Below are 21,951 nucleotides of genomic sequence, written 5' to 3'. Positions count from 1 at the left end.
AGCCAGTCTGTTGCAGACTGGCTTTTTTATTGATTTCGTTCTTTTCTGACTCTCAAAAGCTACTTAGTCAATAAGGTCGCCATTTCTTCTAACTGAGCCTTTATCACTTCCGCTTCAGCCGTTAACTCGGCATATAAGCGAATATCACCATTACGTTGGGCTTGCATGGCCTTTTCTAACAATAAGTCATACTCTTTTGTGAGCTTTTTCTGTGGATTTGCTTTTAAGAAATTAAACATTAGGTTACTCCTATATTAATAGTCTTATACGCAAAACTGACGTGTTTAGATGTGTTCACCATAAAAAATGCCAACTTAATCACATTAAGTTGGCATTAATAACAAGATAACTGGAGCGAAAAAACAGCCCAATTCAACTCTTATATATCTGGCTTTTTAAACATCCAGATAGTCCATAATACCTTCGGCAGCTTTTCGGCCTTCGTTGATAGCGGTTACCACAAGATCCGAACCGCGCACCATATCACCGCCAGCGAAGATTTTTTCATTGGTGGTTTGGAACATAAATTCACCATTATCTGGTGCCAGTACACGGCCACGACTATCCGTTTCAATGCCAAACTTCTCGAACCAAGGTGCAGGACTGGCTTGGAAACCAAAGGCAACCAATACGGTATCAGCAGGAATAATCTGCTCACTGCCTTCGACAATTTCAGCAGAACGACGACCATTTTCATCCGGCTCACCCATTTGGGTTTCCACTACCTTGATGCCTTCGACTTTACCATCGCCGATGATTTCCACTGGCTGACGATTGAATAAAAACTGCACGCCTTCTTCTTTCGCGTTGGTAACTTCTTTACGGGAACCCGGCATGTTTTCACGGTCACGACGATAAGCACAAGTGACGCTTTTTGCTCCTTGGCGAATTGCAGTACGATTACAGTCCATCGCAGTATCACCACCGCCTAGCACCACAACCTGCTTGCCTTTTAGGTTAATGTAATCGGCTTCGTCTTCTTCCAAATCCAAGCAATGGTTTACATTCGAGATAAGATAATCCAGCGCATCATATACACCAGGAAGATCTTCACCAGGGAAGCCGCCCTTCATGTACTTATAGGTACCCATGCCTAAGAAAACCGCATCGTACTCTTCCAGCACATGCTCAAATGGCACGTCATCACCAACGGATGTACCCAAAACGAATTCCACGCCCATTTCCTCGAAGACTTCGCGGCGGCGTGCCATAACACTTTTTTCCAATTTAAATTCTGGAATACCGAACGTCAGCAAACCACCAATTTCAGGGTATTTATCAAACACCACAGGTTTAACACCATTACGCACCAGTACATCAGCACAAGCAAGACCTGCAGGACCCGCTCCAACGATGGCCACGGTTTTATTGACAGGCACTACTTTAGACATATCCGGACGCCAACCTAGTGCAAACGCCGTATCTGTGATGTATTTTTCAACCGAGCCTATGGTCACAGCACCAAAACCGCCTTCTCCAAGGGTACAAGCCCCTTCGCATAAACGGTCTTGAGGACATACGCGACCACACACTTCCGGCAATGAGTTGGTCTGATGACTCAACTCAGCGGCTTCCAAAATGTTGCCTTCGCTAACCAATTTCAACCAGTTTGGAATGTAGTTGTGAACGGGGCATTTCCACTCACAATACGGATTACCACATTCCAAACAACGGTGAGCCTGGCTTTTGGCACTTGGCTCTTCAAAAGGTTTATAAATTTCGACGAACTGTGCCTTACGAGTGATCAAAGGCTTTTTCTTTGGATCCTGACGATCAACTTCGACGAATTGAAATGCATTGTTCAAGCGCTCAGACATAAGCTGCTATCTCCTAGGGCCGTTTCATAGAAACGGCACTCTCTCAAATGGGTCAAAATTCATTCAAGGTGCTCAGCACCATGACAGGGTGTTTACTCTGGACGTTGGCGAGTATTGGCCAATAATGCCCCTAAACTCGCTGCTTTCGGTTTAACCAGCCAGAATTTGCCTATGTAATCGTAGAAGTTTTCTAAGATTTCATGGCCCCACTCACTGTCCGTTTCGCGTACATATTCTTCGATCACAGAACGAAGATGCGAACGATATTCTTCCGTTAATTCCGTACCAATACGGTGAATTTCCACTAATTCATGGTTGTACTTATCAACAAAGGTACGATCCAAGTCCAACACGTAAGCAAAACCACCTGTCATACCCGCACCAAAGTTGTAACCTGTATTCCCTAATACAGTCACCATACCACCCGTCATGTATTCACAGCAGTGATCACCTGCGCCTTCGATAACCGTATGCGTCCCTGAATTACGTACCGCAAAACGCTCACCAGCCGAACCAGCAGCAAACAATTTACCGCCCGTCGCACCGTACAAACAGGTGTTACCAATAATGGCAGAGTCTTGCGAATTAAAGGCTGAACCACGAGGTGGACGAATAACCAGCTTACCGCCAGTCATGCCTTTACCCACGTAATCGTTGGCATCACCTTCCAAATACATGTTCAAACCGCCTGCGTTCCACACACCGAAACTCTGGCCAGCCGTACCTTTTAACTTCAAGGTCAAAGGCGCATCTAACATGCCTTGGTTACCATAACGTTTGGCTATCTCACCGGACAAACGCGCACCGATTGAGCGATCACAGTTAGTGACGTCAAAAGCGAACTCGCCACCTTCTTTTTCTTCCACCACGTCTTTGACTGTGTCCCACATTTTCAAAGCCAACAAACCTTTGTCATGCGGCGGGTTAAGTGGTACTTCACAATACTGTGGTTTATCCGCTGGAATCGCATCGTTGTTCAGAATGGGGGACAGATCTAAGTTTTTCTGCTTGTCTGTTTCACCGGGCAACAAGGCCAACAAATCGGTACGGCCAATCAGGTCTTGTAGATTAGACACGCCCAATTTTGCCAACCACAAACGAGTGTCTTCCGCCATAAACAAGAAGAAGTTCTTAATCATGTCGACTGTGCCTAAGAAGTGATCATCGCGCAGTTTCTGATCCTGAGTGGCCACACCGGTTGCACAGTTGTTTAAGTGGCAAATACGCAGGAACTTACAGCCCATGGCCACCATTGGCGTGGTACCAAAACCAAAGCTCTCTGCTCCAAGTATAGCTGCTTTCACCACGTCCAAACCGGTTTTCAAACCACCGTCTGTTTGTAAACGAATTTTGCCGCGCAAGTCATTGGCACGCAGGGCTTGTTGCGCTTCCGCCAAACCTAATTCCCAAGGGGAGCCTGCATGACGGATAGAGGTGATTGGCGACGCTGCCGTACCACCATCGTAACCAGAGATGGTAATCAAATCGGCGTAAGCTTTTGCTACCCCTGCGGCTATGGTGCCAACACCCGGCTCAGAAACCAATTTTACCGAAACCAAAGCGTCTGGATTGACTTGTTTTAAGTCAAAAATCAACTGCGCCAAATCCTCGATTGAGTAAATATCGTGATGTGGCGGCGGCGAAATCAAGGTGACACCCGGCACAGCGTAACGCAAACGTGCAATCAAGCCGTTTACTTTACCACCTGGTAACTGACCACCTTCACCTGGCTTGGCACCTTGCGCAACTTTTATTTGCAGCACTTCTGCGTTCACCAAGTATTCTGGTGTGACACCAAAGCGACCAGAGGCAATCTGCTTAATCTTAGAGCGACGTTCGGTACCGTGACGCGCTGGATCTTCACCTCCCTCACCCGAGTTGGAGCGACAACCTAATTCGTTCATCGCTTGAGCCAAAGCTTCGTGTGCTTCTGGAGACAAAGCACCCAGCGACATACCTGCGGAATCAAACCGTGGCAAAATGCTTTCCACTGGCTCGACTTGTTCCAAAGCAATGGGCGTGGCTTTATCCGAAATCACAAACAAATCACGCAACATAGAAGCAGGACGACTGTTTACCAGCTCTGTATACTTGGTAAAGTCAGTGAACTTACCACTGCCCACCGCGGTTTGCAGATTACGTACCACATCTGGGTTGAAGGCATGATATTCCGCTTCGTGAACGTATTTCAGGTAACCGCCTTGTTGAATTGGCTTACGTAATTTCCACGCATTGTTCGCGACTGACGCTTGCTCGCGTTGGAAGTCAATGAAGTTTGCACCTTGAATACGACTCGCCACTCCTTTGAAGCATAGATCCACCACGTCTTTTGCCAAGCCAACGGCTTCAAACAATTGCGCACCACGGTATGACGCCATGGTAGAAATACCCATCTTAGATAGGATTTTCATAAGACCTTTGTTAATACCTTTACGGTATTTAGCGTGACACGCGATAGGATCACCAAGCACCTCGCCTTTTTCGATCATGTCGTTAATCAAGCGGTACGACAGGTATGGATACACAGCAGTGGCACCAAAACCTAATAACACAGCGAATTGATGTGGGTCACGAGCAAAACCTGTATCCGCAATGATGTTGGAATCACAGCGCAAACCGACTTTCGTCAGATGATGATGCACCGCCCCCACCGCCATGGGCGCCGGAATTGGCAAACGACCTTTGGCTAAATCACGATCGGTTAATACTAAAATGACCGCACCGTCTCGCACTTCTTGCTCAGCTTTTAATTGTAGGGCTTTAATAGACTCTTCAAGAGACGCTTCAGCTGGATCGTAATTGGTATCCAAACGCACCAAACGGAATCTATGGTCGTCCATTGCCAACAAGCGGCTAAACTTGCGTGGCGACAATAACGGTGACGACAAGATAATACGGTTAGCGTGCTTAGGCGTTTCCTCAAACAGGTTACGCTCGACACCAATACAGGTCTCCAATGACATCACAATGGATTCACGTAGCGGGTCTATTGGTGGATTGGTTACCTGAGCAAACTTCTGACGAAAGTAATCACTGACGGGACGAGTTTGACTCGACATTACCGCCATTGGCGTATCGTCCCCCATAGAACCAACCGCTTCATGTCCACTTTCCGCCAGTGGCCGAAAGATCTGCTCACGCTCCTCAAAAGATACTTGGAACATTTTCTGGTAAGTGGACATTTCGTCTTTTGTAAAAGGCACAAATTCTTGTGACGATTCCACCAAAATGGTTTCAATGCGGATGGCTTCCTGCTTCAACCATTTTTTGTATGGATGCAAAGCTTTCAGACGATTATCAATGTCATCTGTGTGCAGAACTCTTCCCGTTTGGGTATCCACTACTAACATTTGTCCTGGGCCAACACGACCTTTCGCCACCACATCCTCAGGTTTGTAATCGTAAGTACCGATTTCAGACGCCAAAGTGATAAAGCCATTTTTGGTAACGACCCAACGAGACGGACGCAGACCGTTACGGTCAAGCATACAAATAGCATGACGACCATCTGTCATTACCAAACCCGCTGGGCCGTCCCAAGGTTCCATGTGCATCGAATTGTATTCGTAGAAAGCACGCAATTCTGGATCCATGTTTTCAACATTTTGCCATGCTGGCGGAATGATCAAACGGGCAGCGCGGAAGATATCCATGCCACCTGTAACAAGGATCTCTAACATGTTGTCCATTGAAGACGAGTCGGAGCCAGTAAGGTTAACCAAAGGCTGAAGATCTTGCAGTTCTGGAATCAAAGGCGAGCGTAACTTGCTGGCTCGCGCCAATGCCCAGTTACGATTACCTTCAATAGTATTGATCTCACCATTGTGCGCCAACATGCGAAAAGGTTGTGCCAAAGGCCATCGTGGTAAGGTGTTGGTCGAGAAACGTTGGTGGAATACACAAATTGCAGTTTCCAATTTCTCATTGCCAAGGTCTTTATAGAAAGAAGGCAAATCCACTGGCATCATTAAGCCTTTGTAAGACAACACCTTGTCAGACAAAGAACAAATATAGAAGTTTTCATACTGAGACAATGCAATCTCAGCTTGACGACGCGCCACAAACAAACGCGTAGCAAAAGTTCGAGCGTCCATACGATTGCTATCGACAAAAACTTGCTCAATGTGCGGTAGACAATCCAACGCAATGCTACCTAAACAGGAAGGATCCGTTGGCACTTCGCGCCATCCCACCACACGCAAACCTTGCTCTTCTAACTCCCTAGTGACGCGACTGCGTTGCTCATCCGCTGCTGCTTTATCTTGATCCAAAAAGACCATTCCAATGCCGTAAAGATCCGATAAAGTGTGACCAAATAATCTAGCTGCTTCTGCGCGTAAAAATGCATCAGGTTTTTGAATCAAAAGGCCACAGCCATCACCAGTTTTGCCGTCAGCAGCAATACCACCACGGTGTGTCATACATGTTAAAGATTGAATGGCGGTTTTCAGCAGTTCATGACTGGTACTGCCTTCCATATGTGCAATTAAGCCGAAACCACAGTTGTCCTTGAACTCGCCAGGGCGATAAAGGCCTGCATTCATACACCAACTCCCACGGTTGAAATATAAAAATAAGAAGATATTCGTTATTTGATGGAGGGCGATATTGGCTGTACTAATGTTATAGAAAGCATTTGTTAAGACTGTATTTTGCCCAATGCGCCATCAAAATGGATGGTCATACTAACCTGAGGCGACCATGGACTCAAACTTGACTTACCTTGTTTTCTATTACTTTAGGGGATTTTAGCCAGAATTTCGCAGCCATTTTTGCGGTGTTAGAGAATTATCTATGGCAGGAGTTTTGGCAAACAGAAAAATCCTCTGTTCATTTACGTTTTTTAGAGAAATACAGTTATTTTTACTAAATTACGATTTTTTGGCCTCTAACCGACATAAAAAAACGCATCCGAAAGCATTTTTCTATGAATTATTCTGTAGTGAAAGAAGAACCTAATGACCGAATTATTGTGCTTTACGTATGTCTTCCTGAATTCCACGAGCACTTCTCGCCCAAGGGTTCAAGGCACGTAAATCTGATGGCAAGGTCTCCGCAGCCGCAATTGCTTCACTGCGATTGCGGTAGAGACCGTACACAACAACAAACCAAGGCCGTTCATTGTGAGCGGCTTGAAAATATCCAAAAGTATCAATACCACCTTGGTCACGAATAAAGTCTTTCACCGTTTGCTGATTATGTGTGCCCAGTAATTGCAATGTATATCGATTTGGATTTTGACTAAGCCACCATTGAGTTTTATTAAAGCGATCATCCGCTTCCACTTCTTTAGCTTGCTCTGTAACAGGGGCAGGCTCAACCACTTCTTGCTGCTGAGGAGCTTCTGCCAACATAGGCGCTTCAGAGCGAATCGGGGCGGTTTCAATATTTGGCGTTATACTCGAAGGTGTCTCAGTCGAACCCTGTTGCGACAAGTTAATCGCAGGCAAAGAAGCGCCTTCAGGAACTGGTGGCAACACCAAATCCCCTTCCTGACCAATTTTACGCTGCATCGCATCGATACGAGCAATGGTTTCTTCAGAGGATTGTCCTTGTCTAGGACTCAAAGGAATGACATTGGCTACCCGATCAACGCTGGTCGTAGATTCATCTTTATTATCCGAAAACAAAACCGCCACCAAAATGCCGAGCATTACAATAGACAAAAGCGCCATATGCGCCAACGGAAACCCCATCCCCAAACTAAAACTCGAAGAGGATTTTGCCGCTTTACCATTGCCCATCATACGTTGGGCTATTTCATTGATGCGCCCAGGATATCCACCTGATTCTTGGTGTATTCGCTTAATCTGTTTGTCATTAAAAGGAAGGTTGATACCACCACCAACAGCACGAACACGATGCAACATATAAGCACGGGTTTGCTCTAATGAATAAGGCGCTAGGGTAAAAGAATGGCTAAGTTGCTCATAACGAGATTTTTGATATGTATCCAGATTACGTGCCAGTGAATGCTCACTAAATAACACAACATGAGGTACTGACTGGTTTTCTGTCGCAAGAGACATCATATCCAATAACATACTGACCGCATCCGTATTGAGCTCTTGCGCATTATCAATCAAGACTAAAGCCGCTTGTCCTTTCTCATCCAAATCATGGGAGAATTTTAATAAAGGCCCAAACGTGGCTTCATTGGGCGGCTGGTTAAAATGCCCGGAAAAACCAGTATAAATTGCCTGAAGAAGCTGACCCGCTGTCATCAACATACTGGCTTTTACATGACTAATTACTGTCATCTCATCCTGATGACGAGCAAACTCCATCAAAAAACGACTTTTTCCACTTCCTTCAGGGCCTTGCACGACAGACATCAAGTTACTGTAGCGACTCAAGTGCTCCAATAAAGCTAATTGCTGATTACCTTCTTCGGAAGCAAAATAAACGGATGCATCTTTGGCGCCAAAAGGATCCCTTAACGAACCCTTATTGGGCTGGTTTAAAGCTTCATCTAGATCAAATTGAAATTCTGGCTGAGACTGAGACATATCCGTCCTTTTACACTATCAGCAATAATTTATACCTAACTTGCCTGTTTACTGGCTTCCAAGGCATCTAAAATACAGGCCTCAAAATCCGCTACAGGAAAATCTGATGTAACGATGGCCGCCCCTAATGCTGATAACAACACCAGTCGCAAACTGCCATCCAATACTTTTTTATCTAACGCCATGCGCTCAACAAAGCTTTCCAAAGACATCTCCAATGGAGGCATAACGGGTAACTTAGCGGCTTCAAATAATGCCACAGAACGACTCACGTCCTGCTCACTTAGATTGCCCATACGCCATGATAAGTCCACTGCCAGCATACAACCTGCCGCTACCGCTTCACCATGCAACCATTTACCATAGCCTAGCTCCGCTTCAATAGCGTGCCCAAAGGTATGACCTAAATTCAAAATAGCGCGTATGCCACCTTCTTTCTCATCTTGCGCCACCACATTGGCCTTGGCTAAACAAGAGCGATAAATGGCTTCGGTAATCTTATCTGTATCCAAGAGCATCAGATCTTGCATTTCTTCCTCTAGCCAAGAGAAGAAATCCGCATCACATATCAAGCCATACTTAATCACTTCCGCCATACCTGCAGACAATTCTCGCGGAGGTAAGCTGCTTAAGGTATCTGTGTCAATGATCACAGCTTGCGGTTGATAGAAAGCCCCTATCATGTTCTTACCTAATGGATGATTTACCCCCGTTTTGCCGCCCACGGAAGAATCTACTTGCGACAATAAGGTAGTTGGCACTTGAATAAAAGGCACACCACGCTGATAGGTAGCAGCAGCAAAACCAGCCATGTCGCCTACCACACCTCCACCCAAAGCAATAATGGTTGTAGTGCGATTATGCTTCGCCTGCAGCAAAGAGGTCATAATAGTGGCATAAGTATCCAGGGTTTTATAAACTTCTCCATCTGGCAACACACAGGTATCCACCTGATAATCTTCGGTCAACAAGGCAACTAAAGATGCAAGATAAATGTCTGCCACTGTTTCATTGGTCACAATCATGACTTGATTGCCATGAATGGCTTTAGTAAATAATGCTTTCTGCTGACGAACGCCACTACCAATATAAATAGGGTAACTACGATCACCTAAATCGACAGATAAAGTACGCATTCGATTTAGTTTTCCTCCGAATTTAAATAACGCCTTAACGCGTCTATCACTTTGTTGGCCACTGCTTTAGGATGACGGGCATCCGTCTCTATAATTAAAGTCGCGACATCACGATACAAAGGATCCCGAATAGCAAACAGTTTTTTTAAAGTGGCCTTAGGATCACCTGTTTGTAACAAAGGGCGATGTGAGCTTTTTGACGTACGATACAATTGCTGAGCAACAGACGCATAAAGATAAATCACCAATGCGTCTTGTTTCAAAATATCGCGATTCTCTTCACGCATCACAATACCACCGCCGGTGGCTAATACTGTGTTGTTTTTTTCAGACTGAACTATGTTCGCCAGAGCTTGAGTTTCACGTTTACGAAAACCCTCTTCCCCTTCACGTTCAAATATCCATGGAATATCCGCGCCTGTATTGTCTTCTATGACCTTATCCAAATCATAAAACTCTTTGCCCATCGATTGCGAAATCAAACGGCCTATGGTGGTTTTTCCTGCGCCCATTGGGCCTACTAGAATAATATTGGGGGCATTTATCATTGTATTTTGTTACACAGAGTTTAAGCCGAATAAGACTGAGTCTTAGTTTAACGTCATTTGTAGCAGCTTTGGCGTAATAAATACAAGTAATTCAACCTTTTCTTGTTGTTTTGAACGGCTTTTAAAGAATTCTCCCAACCAAGGAATGTCACTTAGCAGTGGTACTTGATTCTCCGAAGTAAAGCTTTCTTCTCGAAAAACACCCCCTAATACTAAGGTTTGTTGGTTTTTTACCATCACCTGAGTATGTAAACGATTGGTCTCCAAACTCGGCACGCCATTGACCAAATCTCCGACCGAATCCTGATGAATATTCAACTCGAGTAAAATATGATCCTGCGGTTTAATATGGGGGATTACTTCCAGTACCAAGGCCGCCTGACGAAATGATACACTGACATTATCGTCTTCTACCGTTTGATAGGGAATTTCTGTTCCAGACTCAATCCGCGCCGCCTGCCCAACAGCGGTAACAATCTTTGGTTTGGACACCACATTTGCCATACCTTGGCTTTCCAACATATCCAAAGTGAGAGACAACAAGCTATTGTTATCTGAAGCAGTAAAGGTAAACGCGCTGGTTGGAGACAACGCAGCCAAATCAATTGCACCACCAATAGATGATCTAACACCAGACAATAAAGTACTTTGCCAATTGACGCCAAATTGCGATTGTGCAGAGCGGCTCACTTGTGCAATTTGAGCACTAATTTCAACCTGTTGAAGAGGCGCATCCAACCAAGCCAAAACTTCTTCAAGCCCCTCGGGCGGTTCACAAAACAGTCCTAAAATAGAATTGGTTCTGCCATCAACCACCAAAGAAATTTCTGGGTATAAGGTTTGTAAATGTTTACCAACTATGTCAGCTTTAGCATGCGTTATTGGCCAAAACATGTGCTCACAGTTGGACGCTTTTACCCCTGTTTTAGTCTCATCTTTTGGCACTAAGACAGCCACACCATCCTGCCAATAAAGTTCAATTCCTGGCTGTTGTGCTATGGCCTTTAACACCGAATGCCATGTCGCATCATTGATCGACAGAGTCAGTCTCTGATCTAAATCTGGACTAATGACCACACTTTCCTCTAACTGAGCGGCAATCCAAGGCACAACTTCCTGTAATGGTTTACCCTCTATATAAAGATCCAACCCCTTACACCATGAGCTGAAAACCAGAGTGATGCTAGTGAGCCACCTCCTGCTGCTGATAATCGTCATCCAATGACCTCCTTGTTTGTCTTTCAAGCCGATACTGTTTGCCATCCTTAGCAACCAAAATCACATAATCGACTGCCACCTTACTCACACTCACGCTGGCATCGGGAATCCAACTGCCTTCTGTCAACCAATAGTGACGTTGACGGTATTGCACCAATGCAGAACAACGATCCTGAACCTTCATGGTAGAAGACAAATGCCAATCTTCCTCATGAAATACTGACTTCTGAAAACGACTAGGCAACCAGTTTTGCCATTCGCGATTAGGGGCAGGTGGTTCAATATCCACATCCACCACCCCAACCCATTGGGCGTCTTGCCGACGCTGCCATTTAATACCAATAACAGACAGAGCAAACCTTTCCTGTAAGCTTTCCAATACCGGTTGCCATTCAGTCAAGCTGGCAACACCTTCAATTCGCCAACCCGTTATAAGTTGATTACGACTGTTAATTGATGTCATTGATAACCATGGCCATTGCTCATTTTGCATGGTTTGTAATAAAGCATCTTGTTGCTGAATATTCTGCCAACTTTTCCATATGCGAGTTAATTTACGTTGAGATTGCTGCCAATCCTCATGGACATCTAAGATAAGCAGATACCAAATCGCTACCTGAAGCAAAATTAATAATAGGATGAAACGTCCACTCAGAAGTTGGGAGAGACTAGTCTTCATTTGAGATAATTTGAATGTGAGCATTAACTAATTCCTGACCAGGCGCTTGTGATATAACTTCTTGAACAAAAGTCCACCCCCATTTTGGGTAGCGTTTCTGCCAATTATCAAGCAATAGCTTCACCATGCTCTTAGGCAGTTTAAGCTGGATATTGGCTTGCTGCTGATAGGCATAAAATTGTTCAATACGGACCTGTTTGGGCAGTCCTTGAATCAGATTTAAAGCAGATAAAGGGAAAACACCAGCCTGTTGATCTTGTAACCAGGTGGACTGCACATCAAGAATTTGATCGTATGCTAATCGTGTGGTTTGAGCGGCATCATATACATAGTAATAATATCCCCCTGCCAAACACTGCAATAACAAACTGATACTCAACCCCCAACTCAAATACAGACGCGCCCTTTGCTGTCTTTGAAAGTTAGGTTGGAAGCTTGACAATTTTTGTCTCAAACATGCATTCCATGACTTGTTTTTCAGTTGTTGGTACTGTGTAAAAGACATCAGAATACAGCTTTGTCCTTGCTCCTCAAAAGGCGCCATTAGCTGTTTCAGCCAGTCTTGCGAGCAAGAATAGATGGTTAATCTGGTTTGCTTGGAATTTAAAGGTTCCTGATAAAAGGCATAATGTGTTTCTTCTGGGATCGCAAACGTCACTTCAACAGCGTAACTTAACGCCGCTAAAGGCAAAAGTCGTTCTGATACTGGATGTTCGAGAATAGGCTGAGTCACTTTTAACCAAGCATCAGGCACCAATACCAATATGCGCTTTGGGGAAGGTATTTGGGAGCAGTCCAGTGATGACAAGACTTCCGATAAGGAATCTAAAGTACCAGTTGAATCATCCTTGTGCTGCAATCTTGACTCTATTTCAACTTGATCTACTGACGCAAAAAATCGACAAGTTTGCTTAGAAAGGACCGCAACTGTGTAAAGCAAGGCAAACGTCATGACTCATCCTTGAATTAATTTGCAAGATAGGTGTCGAAGCTCAATATCCATAACGAACTTTTTTCTCAAGATAACACGTTTTGCTGCAAAGTTAAGCGTCTATTCTGAGTTGTTTTTAGGTATAATGATTCTTTTTCACCCAGTAGCATTTGGTTATTTATGGCTAAGGTATTTAAAACTCTATTATTTCTTGGTGTATTTGGAGCAATTTGTGCCGCCGCTATCACCTATGGGATTTATTACAATGTAAAAGATCGCATCCCAACAGTAGAAGAACTAAAAGATATTGAGTTACGTATCCCATTACGTATTTACACAGCAGACAACCAATTAATCGGAGAATTTGGAGAACAACGTCGTACTCCAATTAGTTACTCAGAGATTCCTGACAATTTAGAACACGCAATTCTCGCTGCTGAAGACACAAACTTCTATCATCACCCAGGCGTCGATATTCTTGGCCTAGGTCGTGCTGTCTTACAATTGGTTACGACAGGGCAAAAACAAGGTGGTGGTAGTACCATCACCATGCAGGTCGCGCGAAACTATTTCTTATCCTTTGAACAAACCTTTACACGTAAATTCACAGAAATCTTCATCGCCCTAAAGATGGAGCGTGAATTAACCAAGCATGAGATTCTCGAACTCTACGTCAATAAAATCTATCTGGGAAAACGTGCTTATGGTTTTGAGGCCGCAGCTCAAGTCTATTATGGCAAAAGTTTAAATGAACTTAACCTAGCTCAAATAGCCATGATTGCTGGCTTACCAAAAGCCCCTTCACGCTTTAATCCTATTGTTAACCCATCACGAGCCCTAATTCGTCGTAACTGGATCCTACAGCGCATGCTGTCACTTGGTATGATAGACAAAAACTCGTATCAAATCGCAGTTGAATCCCCTATCACAGCAAAAAATCATGGCGTTACTCCAGATATTGAAGCGGGCTATATTGCCGAAATGGTTCGTTCTGAATTATACGGTTCCTTTGGTGATGAGCTCTATAACAATGGTTTGACCGTTTACACCACTATCGATTCGGGTCGCCAAAAAGCCGCCAATGAAGCTGTTTTCAACGGCGTCATCAATTACGATATGCGCCACGGCTACCGTGGCTCCATTGAAACACGTATAGACCTTATCGATGCACCATTAGAAGAGCAGCAAGCGGCACTTGAAGAAGTCAGTCGTTTTAAAGACTGGCAAGCGGCTTTAGTCATCAGTACCGAAGAGAAAAGCGCTGACGTGCGTTTAGTAAACGGCGAGCGTGCTACTTTAGAATGGCCAGCTGTTCAGTGGGCAAAACCCTATATTGATGAAAACAGCCAAGGCCCTGCACCTGAAATCATGGCTGATGTTTTGGTACCTGGTGATGTTATTCGCTTACGTCCAGACGAAACTCATGGTTGGTTGTTGGCTCAGAAACCAGATGTGCAAAGTGCATTGATATCTTTAAATAGCAAAGATGGCGCCATTCAAGCATTAGTGGGCGGTTTTAACTTCTATGAAAATAAGTTCAATCGCATCACTCAATCCAAGCGTCAACCTGGCTCAAACTTTAAACCTTTTATTTACACCAGTGCCTTGGCACACGGCTACACAGCAGCCAGCACAATCAACGATGCCCCAGTGGTATTTAACGATGCTAACCTAGCGACGGCTTGGCGTCCCACTAATGACGGAGGAAAATTCTATGGACCAACCCGTCTCCGTCAAGCTCTATACCGTTCACAGAATATTGTTTCGGTACGCCTATTAGACGAGCTTGGTATTCGCCCCACATTGACCTTCTTAAAGCGCTTTGGCTTTGATCCAGCGGAATTACCTCACAACCTGTCCTTATCATTAGGCAGTGCTAACTTGTCACCATTGCAGATAGCTACAGGCTATGCGGTATTCTCAAATGGTGGTTATCAAGTGCAGCCCTATCTTATTGACCGTGTAGTAGACAGGGACAATCAGGTACTTTTCCAGGCCAGCCCTGTGACCGTCTGCGAAACCTGTACCTTGCTAGAGAAGAGCTCTGATGACGAAGCGCAAATGGGATTATTCAACAGTCCTGATGGCATCAAAAGCTTACCAGTAGCTCCTCAAGTTATTGATTCGGAAATAAATTATATTATTTACGACATGATGCGTGATGTCATCAAATACGGTACCGGTCGTCGTGCCTTGGTGCTAAAACGAGATGATATCGCAGGCAAAACCGGTACCACTAATGAAGGTCGCGACGCTTGGTTCTCGGGCTTTAACGGTGACATAGTAACGTCGGTTTGGAGTGGTTTTGATAACTCTACACCCTTGGGTCGATATGATGGCGGACGATCAGAATGGGGGGGCTCAGTTTCCTTGCCTGCTTGGATTGAATACATGCGTTATGCCCTGCAAGACACACCACCGAGTTACGTTGCGAAGCCGTCTAGTTTGGTAACGGTTCGCATCGACCCCAAAACGGGTGAGCGAGCTTTACCGGGTCAAAAAGACGCAATTTTCGAAATTTTCCGCAAAGAGCATGTACCACCTAAGCGAGATACTAACCTACCGGTTTTAGAAAATGGAATAAATAATGAAGTACAAGAAGAAAAGCAAGAAAACAACGCTCTCGATAACCTTTTCTAACAACTTCTAATTGAGGTGAAACAAAAAAGATCCGCTCCCGAGGATCTTTTTTGTTTTCAGACCTTATCTTATTATGACCATTTTGAAGCAGGTGCTTGATAAGCCTTGATCGCCTTAAGCAATGCTTCTGGAGTGGACTCTCTAATCAACATATCAAGATAAACGGACTTCACAAATCCTGCTTCTTGCATACTTGCCACCATGCTAAACAAGGGGTCATAAAAAGCTTTTACATTATAAAAAGCGCAAGGTTTGTTGTGCAGGCCAAGTTGCCCCCAAGTCCAAACCTCAAACATTTCTTCCAAGGTGCCGACGCCACCCGGCAAGGCCACAAAACCATCGGCCAGAGCCATCATCTTGGCTTTACGTTCATGCATGTCAGCAACCACATGCAACTCACTCAACCCCAAATGGGCAATTTCTTTCTGTTTAAGGTGATCTGGTATCACACCAATAACCTGTCCACCAGCCGCAAGAACAGAATTAGCAATGCACCCCATGAGGCCAACATTACCGCCACCGTATACTATATCCACGCCCTGCTCTGCCAAGTATTGACCAAGCAACTCGGTACTTTCTCGAAATCCTTCATTGTTTCCTAATGAAGAACCGCAGAAAATTGCCAATCTCATGCTTTTTCTCCCAACAATATTACTAATATCGAGCTGTTTATTGCTTTTCACACGCCATAAAAAAGGCGACACTCTACTGAGTATCGCCTTTTTCCAATAATGAGAAACGCTTGTTCCTCATTACTTAGAGCCCTTAAGCACCGAAGTGATCTAGATTCTCTAGTGGGTAAAAATCTGGGTAAGGAAGCTGAGCTACACCAGAATCTACGGCTGCTTTCGCCACCGCTGCCGACACAACATTCAACAAGCGAGCATCCATTGGCTTAGGCAAGATGTAGTCTTTACCAAAACTCAATGCTGCACCACCGTATGCTTCAACTACATCAGCAGGTGCTTCTTCTTTTGCCAAATCTTTCAAAGCGTGAACAGCAGCAACTTTCATCTCTTCATTGATCTGAGTCGCTCGAACATCAAGCGCACCACGGAAAATAAATGGGAAGCCTAATACGTTATTTACCTGATTTGGATAGTCTGAACGACCTGTTGCCATGATCAAATCTGAACGAGTTTGATGGGCCAATTCTGGACTGATTTCTGGATCAGGGTTAGAACAAGCAAAGACCACAGGCTTAGCAGCCATTTTGCTCAATTGCTCTGCTGACAATAAATCTGGGCCAGAGACACCGATGAAAACGTCTGCACCATCGATCGCGTCATCCAAAGTACGCTTATCCGTATCGATAGCGAACATGGCTTTGAATTGGTTTAGATCGTCACGACCAGAGTGGATTACACCTTTACGATCAAGCACAAAGATATTGTCGCGCTGTGCACCACATGCAATGATCAATTTCATACAAGCTGTTGCTGCGGCACCCGCACCCAAACAAACAATCTTAGCATCCGCTAATGCTTTGCCTTGTAGTTCAAGGGCATTTATCAAACCCGCAGCCGTTACAATTGCCGTTCCGTGTTGATCATCGTGGAATACCGGAATAGAACAACGTTCAATCAATTGACGTTCAATTTCAAAACATTCTGGTGCTTTGATGTCTTCTAGGTTGATACCACCGTAAGTATTCGCTATACGCGCGACTGTGTCGATAAAAGCTTGTGGGCTCTCAGATTCCACTTCTACATCAACTGAGTTAATGCCGGCAAAACGTTTGAAAAGAAGACCTTTACCTTCCATTACTGGCTTACTCGCCAATGGACCAAGGTTACCGAGACCAAGAATAGCGGAACCATCAGAAATAACCGCAACCAAGTTACCTTTACCTGTATAACGGAAAGCATTTTCAGGATCTTTTGCGATCTCACGACAAGGCTCAGCGACACCAGGACTGTAAGCCAAAGAAAGGTCACGAGACGTTGCTGTTGGTTTTGAAATGGTAATACTCAATTTACCTGGGACTGGATTGGCATGGTAATCCAATGCGGCTTGCTTCATATCTTCTGCCATTATTATGTTTCCGTCTGTTAGGTGTTATTTAATTAATTGCTTTTCTGGGCCTTGTTTTTGACATCATTACATCAGATACATGACATCAAAAAGTGACACCTTATCATTTTGGGTCGTCAGAATAATCTATCTACCAAATTGTTTAAAGCACAAAGCCATCGGAATATTCTATCAATCAGTTCGCGAAAGTCTCCTTGACTTCACGCAAATCCTTGGGATGTCTCACCGACAAAACCCAAGCTTTAAAAGCAGCGTTACGGTTTTTTCTATTATGTTGCCACCCTCTAACTTCAAGCACTTTTCCCTGCAAAGCAAAGACTTTTTGCGCTGGCCAGTAATCTGCAACATAGGGTGGTAAGTTGATAACCAGATCATATTGAGTTTCTAGCCACCAGCCTCCTCGGTTGCGGGTAACAGAAGAGATATTGACTCTCGCAATTGCAAAACCAGCTTTTGGCTGCCATTGCAATGTGTTTTGCCATAACCTTTTATGCGCGCTGCGGGCCAATGTTTCTGCTTGTTCAAAGCAGGTCTGATAAGACAAATTGGGTGGCACCGCAATACGATAACCAAGCCCTGCAGATAATAACTGACTTGTTATCGAAATACGATCTTTATCGAATAGGTAATACAGCTTACGACCGTATCTATCTTCGCTATCCTGAGCCGCTTGAAAGTAAACATCACCATCAAGCAAGCTACTCAAATAGTCTCTCGCTGCTTCCGCATAGGGTTCATGCTGTGCTGTTTTATGATCTAGCTCTGGGGTATTTATACCCACCAAACGAACTTTACGACCATCTACAAAGTGGACAGTGTCACCATCTACTACGCGTTTTATTTTAGCGCTCTCCAATGGACCTTGCGCACGACACTCGTCTTCGGCTTGAGCGCCAAATGACAGGCATAAAAAAAGCGCCAAGAAAACTGGGCGCTTTTTTTGTAATCTCATGATCATTCCACCAATTACTTAGCAGTACGACGTGCTCCGAAACGCTTGTTGAAGCGATCAACACGACCACCAGTATCAAGCATTTTTTGCTGACCTGTGTAGAATGGGTGGCAGTTACTGCATACATCAATGTGCATGTCTTTGCCGATGGTAGAGTTTAGGCTCAAAGTGTTACCACAAGTGCAAGTTGCAGTAATCGCAGAGTAATTTGGGTGGATCTCTTTTTTCATCGTTTTTACCTTAAAGTTTGGTGTGCCGCCACTTGATCGACAAATATGGGCTTTCGCCTCGTCAAGCACCGCACGATTCGTTGTACAGACATTGTACAGTGGTACCAAGAACCGCGTATTCTAGGGATCAATTGGCAATTCATCAAGTCCTTTATGGCGCTTTTGCGATAAATTTCTCACTCGCGTATCGCCCTTGATCTAGCGTAAACTTAACAGACGTGTAATTAGCGAATTTTTTTCCTTACTAAACAAGGCTTAACAGAGCAGATGCAAGAGCAACTACTAACCCAGTCTCCCTACATTAAAGTGGCTCTGCCTGTGCCATTGCGCACTCTGTTCGATTATAAAGTTCCCAAAGCCATCGCCCTGCGTCACGACTTAAAACCTGGAATGCGCGTCAAAGTGCCCTTTGGTAAAAGCAGCCGTATCGGTGTCATAGTAGCATTAAGCCAGCAGACCGAATGGAACCCTGATGAGGTTAAGCCGCTTACTTCATTACATGACAAAGCACCCGTTCTGACAGATGAACTTATGTCACTGTGTTTGTGGGCCGCTCGCTACTATCACCACCCCATTGGCGATGTGCTTTTTCACGCTTTACCCGTATTACTGCGCAAAGGAGAGAATGCGGAATTTCGCACTGAAAATTGGTGGTTCACTACCGATTTAGGACGTACCTATGACCTTACCCAACTTAATCGCGCTCCACGGCAACAAGACTTTCTCAAAGCAGTACAACAACATCCAAATGGTTTAAGTCAACAAGCAACCGCGGTATTGGATTTGGCTCATGCGGCAGGCAAAACACTAGAAGAAAAAGGTCTAGTGAGAAGAGAACCCCGCGCCTTTAACAAAGCAGGAGAAAAACACACTCATCAAACACAAGTACCTCCTACTCTCAATCCTGAACAAAGCCAAGCCATTGAAAGGCTACAACAACACAGCCATCAATTTCATGTTGCTTTGCTGGATGGCGTAACAGGTAGCGGTAAAACAGAAGTCTTTTTGCGTTTAATAGAAGAGTACGTCAATAAGGGTCAACAAGTGCTGGTGATGGTGCCTGAAATTGGTCTTACACCACAAACCTTAAAGCGTTTTGAAGTGCGTTTTAATACTGACATTGTATTAATGCATTCCAACATGAACGACAGAGAGCGCTTAGACGCTTGGTTATTGGCTGCCAATGGCCACGCTAAAATCATCATTGGCACACGTTCAGCAGTATTTGTCCCAGCCCCCCATTTGAGTTTAATCGTCATTGACGAAGAACATGATGCATCCTATAAGCAACACGAAAAATTCCGTTATCACGCTCGGGATTTAGCGATAAAACGCGCTCAGTCCAGAAACATTCCTGTGTTATTGGCTTCCGCAACACCTTCATACGAAAGTCTTGCTAACGCTTTGCAACAACGTTTTTCTTGGCTCAAACTGCGCCATAGAGCCGGTGATGCGAAACCACCCATTATGGAACGAGTCGATCTACGTGGACAACAATTAGTCCACGGTTTTAGTGAAACCGCTTTGGTAAATATCAAGCAAACTTTGGCCAGAAAAGAACAGGTGCTGATATTTCTCAATCGTCGTGGTTACGCACCTACTCTCATGTGTCATCAATGTGGTTGGATTGCTACTTGCGATCATTGTGATGTCAATCTGACGGTACACAAAGGTGCCAATAAGTTGCACTGCCATCATTGTGACGCACAAAAAGCCTTGATACATCAATGTCCCGATTGCCATAGCGATGAGCTGTTCACCGTTGGCGAAGGCACCGAGCAGCTAGAGACCCAGTTAAGCAGCTTGTTTAAAGACACCCCCGTGTTACGCATTGATCGCGACAGTACGCAAGGCAAGACGGCGATGACTAAACTAACGCAAAAAATCCATGAACATGATCAAGCCATCTTAATTGGCACTCAAATGCTGGCCAAAGGCCACCATTTCCCCAATGTCACCTTGGTGATTATTATGGACGCCGATGCGGGATTATTTTCGTCGGATTTTCGTGGGATGGAGCGCACGGCTCAACTTATCACCCAAGTGGCCGGACGTGCCGGGCGGGCGAAAAAGCCCGGCCATGTACTGTTACAAACTTATCATCCAGACCATGCCGCCATCGAATGTTTATGTCATTCTGGCTACGAACAATTCGCCATTGAAGGATTAGCCGAGCGGAAATCTTTGTCTTTACCGCCCTTTTATCATCAAGTCATAGTGCGAGCAGAGTCGGCAAATGAGCAAGAAGCCATGCAGTTTTTTCATGCCATGAAAATCGATTTAGCCCCCATTTTACCCAAGGATGTTTATTGGGTTGGACCTTATGCTGCTATCATTGTACGCAAGGCTGGGCAGCATCGCGCTTTGATATCCTTAAAGTCCGCTCAGCGTGCACCTCTACACCAAGCAACACAAGTCATTACTCACTGGTTGGAACAGGCGACAAAACAGCATAAAATGCGTTTCGCAATCGACGTTGATCCACTGGAAACTTACTAGTCGACAACGCATAATGTGCACCTAATGATTTGAGTACCCAAATACCCGATATGTTTAAGCCATTTTACATCGCCAGCAAAGGTAGCCGTCCCAAAAAAGGCGCGACTCGTCGTACACCACCGCCTGCAAAACGAAAAACACCTTGGTTGTTATGGTTACTCATCCCAGCTGTCTTAGTGGCCTTTATTTACGCTTTAATACAACTTAGCCAAGTCAATACTGAAGCTGCTAAAGCCAAGCAAACACCAAAACCTACGGCACCAACAAAAGCCAAAGTTGTGGAAAAAGCTAAGCCTAAGCAGGTTGAAAAGGCCAAGACCAAAGAAAAAACAACTACGACAACGAAAAAAGATAACTTTGAGTTCTATCAAATTTTGCAGGACAGCGAAGTCGATACCAGCCACGTTGATGCTTACCAATCTACACCGCGTGGTGAACAAGATTTCTATTACATGCTGCAAGCTGCGTCTTTCCGCAATTCAGACGACGCAGATCGTTTACGTGCAAAATTGATCTTATCTGGATTAGTAGAGACCAATATTCGCCAAACCACAGACAAAGATGGTCGCCCTTGGTTCCGAGTCATCCTTGGGCCCTATGTGTCCCGATCAAAAATGAATCGTGCCGAGGACAAGTTGGTATCAATGGACATCACTTCCTTTTCTTATACGGTAAAGAAAGAAGATTAAGGGCGGATTCTGAACCCATCTAGGTAATCTCTCTGCTGTGCTTGAAATCCTATTGTCCGTCCCCATTTT

General features: G+C 44.7%; 16 protein-coding genes. 3 read left to right on the top strand and 13 right to left on the bottom strand.

Annotation, left to right across the window (positions count from 1 at the left end; all coding sequences use genetic code 11):
- Positions 1 to 59 precede the first annotated feature (59 nt).
- The 9 genes from ABXS85_RS13115 to ABXS85_RS13075 all read right to left on the bottom strand — a co-directional run bounded on the left by ABXS85_RS13115 (position 60) and on the right by ABXS85_RS13075 (position 12,859).
- Positions 60 to 239, bottom strand: coding sequence for a DUF6435 family protein (locus ABXS85_RS13115; protein WP_353666967.1), 180 nt, complete (start codon positions 237 to 239; stop codon positions 60 to 62).
- A 156-nt stretch (positions 240 to 395) separates the two neighbouring features.
- Positions 396 to 1,817, bottom strand: coding sequence for an FAD-dependent oxidoreductase (locus tag ABXS85_RS13110; RefSeq protein WP_353666966.1), 1,422 nt, complete (start codon positions 1,815 to 1,817; stop codon positions 396 to 398).
- 92 nt (positions 1,818 to 1,909) lie between these two features.
- The gene (gene gltB, locus ABXS85_RS13105) at positions 1,910 to 6,361 is read right to left on the bottom strand and encodes a glutamate synthase large subunit (RefSeq protein WP_353666965.1); all 4,452 of its coding nucleotides are present in this window, start codon (positions 6,359 to 6,361) and stop codon (positions 1,910 to 1,912) included.
- Between the two features lie 423 nt (positions 6,362 to 6,784).
- Positions 6,785 to 8,326 (bottom strand): AAA family ATPase, encoded by a 1,542-nt coding sequence (locus ABXS85_RS13100; RefSeq protein WP_353666964.1) that lies wholly within the window; start codon positions 8,324 to 8,326, stop codon positions 6,785 to 6,787.
- A 35-nt stretch (positions 8,327 to 8,361) separates the two neighbouring features.
- Entirely contained in the window at positions 8,362 to 9,462 is a 1,101-nt protein-coding gene (gene aroB / locus ABXS85_RS13095; RefSeq protein WP_353666963.1) for a 3-dehydroquinate synthase, read from the bottom strand.
- Positions 9,463 to 9,467: 5 nt separating this feature from the next.
- Positions 9,468 to 10,010, bottom strand: a complete 543-nt coding sequence (locus ABXS85_RS13090) for a shikimate kinase (protein ID WP_353666962.1) — start codon at positions 10,008 to 10,010, stop codon at positions 9,468 to 9,470.
- A gap of 42 nt (positions 10,011 to 10,052) precedes the next feature.
- A complete protein-coding gene (locus ABXS85_RS13085; RefSeq protein WP_353666961.1) occupies positions 10,053 to 11,228 on the bottom strand; it encodes a type II and III secretion system protein in 1,176 nt (391 codons plus the stop codon).
- A complete protein-coding gene (locus ABXS85_RS13080; RefSeq protein WP_353666960.1) occupies positions 11,194 to 11,931 on the bottom strand; it encodes a hypothetical protein in 738 nt (245 codons plus the stop codon). Before ABXS85_RS13080 ends, ABXS85_RS13085 begins: the two co-directional genes overlap by 35 nt.
- Positions 11,897 to 12,859, bottom strand: coding sequence for a hypothetical protein (locus ABXS85_RS13075; RefSeq protein ID WP_353666959.1), 963 nt, complete (start codon positions 12,857 to 12,859; stop codon positions 11,897 to 11,899). The genes ABXS85_RS13080 and ABXS85_RS13075 overlap by 35 nt, the downstream gene beginning before the upstream one ends.
- 159 nt (positions 12,860 to 13,018) lie before the next feature.
- Here ABXS85_RS13075 and ABXS85_RS13070 point away from each other — a divergent pair, with 159 nt between their 5' ends.
- Positions 13,019 to 15,478 (top strand): penicillin-binding protein 1A, encoded by a 2,460-nt coding sequence (locus ABXS85_RS13070; protein ID WP_353666958.1) that lies wholly within the window; start codon positions 13,019 to 13,021, stop codon positions 15,476 to 15,478.
- A 71-nt stretch (positions 15,479 to 15,549) separates the two neighbouring features.
- Here the strand turns inward: ABXS85_RS13070 and ABXS85_RS13065 are convergent, their stop codons facing one another.
- The 4 genes from ABXS85_RS13065 to rpmE all read right to left on the bottom strand — a co-directional run bounded on the left by ABXS85_RS13065 (position 15,550) and on the right by rpmE (position 18,694).
- A complete protein-coding gene (locus ABXS85_RS13065) occupies positions 15,550 to 16,110 on the bottom strand; it encodes a TIGR00730 family Rossman fold protein (RefSeq protein ID WP_353666957.1) in 561 nt (186 codons plus the stop codon).
- A 133-nt stretch (positions 16,111 to 16,243) separates the two neighbouring features.
- The gene (locus tag ABXS85_RS13060) at positions 16,244 to 17,512 is read right to left on the bottom strand and encodes a malic enzyme-like NAD(P)-binding protein (protein WP_353666956.1); all 1,269 of its coding nucleotides are present in this window, start codon (positions 17,510 to 17,512) and stop codon (positions 16,244 to 16,246) included.
- A 175-nt stretch (positions 17,513 to 17,687) separates the two neighbouring features.
- Positions 17,688 to 18,464: a thermonuclease family protein gene (locus tag ABXS85_RS13055; RefSeq protein ID WP_353666955.1), complete on the bottom strand. Its 777-nt coding sequence runs from the start codon at positions 18,462 to 18,464 to the stop codon at positions 17,688 to 17,690.
- A gap of 14 nt (positions 18,465 to 18,478) precedes the next feature.
- Positions 18,479 to 18,694 (bottom strand): 50S ribosomal protein L31, encoded by a 216-nt coding sequence (gene rpmE / locus ABXS85_RS13050; protein WP_353666954.1) that lies wholly within the window; start codon positions 18,692 to 18,694, stop codon positions 18,479 to 18,481.
- 267 nt (positions 18,695 to 18,961) lie between these two features.
- On the opposite strand from rpmE, the gene ABXS85_RS13045 reads away from it, so the two are divergent.
- Together ABXS85_RS13045 and ABXS85_RS13040 are read left to right on the top strand one after the other, a co-directional pair.
- Positions 18,962 to 21,193, top strand: coding sequence for a primosomal protein N' (locus ABXS85_RS13045; RefSeq protein ID WP_353666953.1), 2,232 nt, complete (start codon positions 18,962 to 18,964; stop codon positions 21,191 to 21,193).
- Between the two features lie 50 nt (positions 21,194 to 21,243).
- On the top strand, positions 21,244 to 21,882 hold the full coding sequence (locus ABXS85_RS13040; protein ID WP_353666952.1) for an SPOR domain-containing protein: 639 nt from the start codon (positions 21,244 to 21,246) through the stop codon (positions 21,880 to 21,882).
- The last annotated feature ends 69 nt before the right edge of the window (positions 21,883 to 21,951 follow it).

This window comes from Marinomonas sp. THO17, assembly GCF_040436405.1.
GTDB lineage: Bacteria > Pseudomonadota > Gammaproteobacteria > Pseudomonadales > Marinomonadaceae > Marinomonas.
This window is presented reverse-complemented; position numbering and strand designations above follow the sequence as displayed.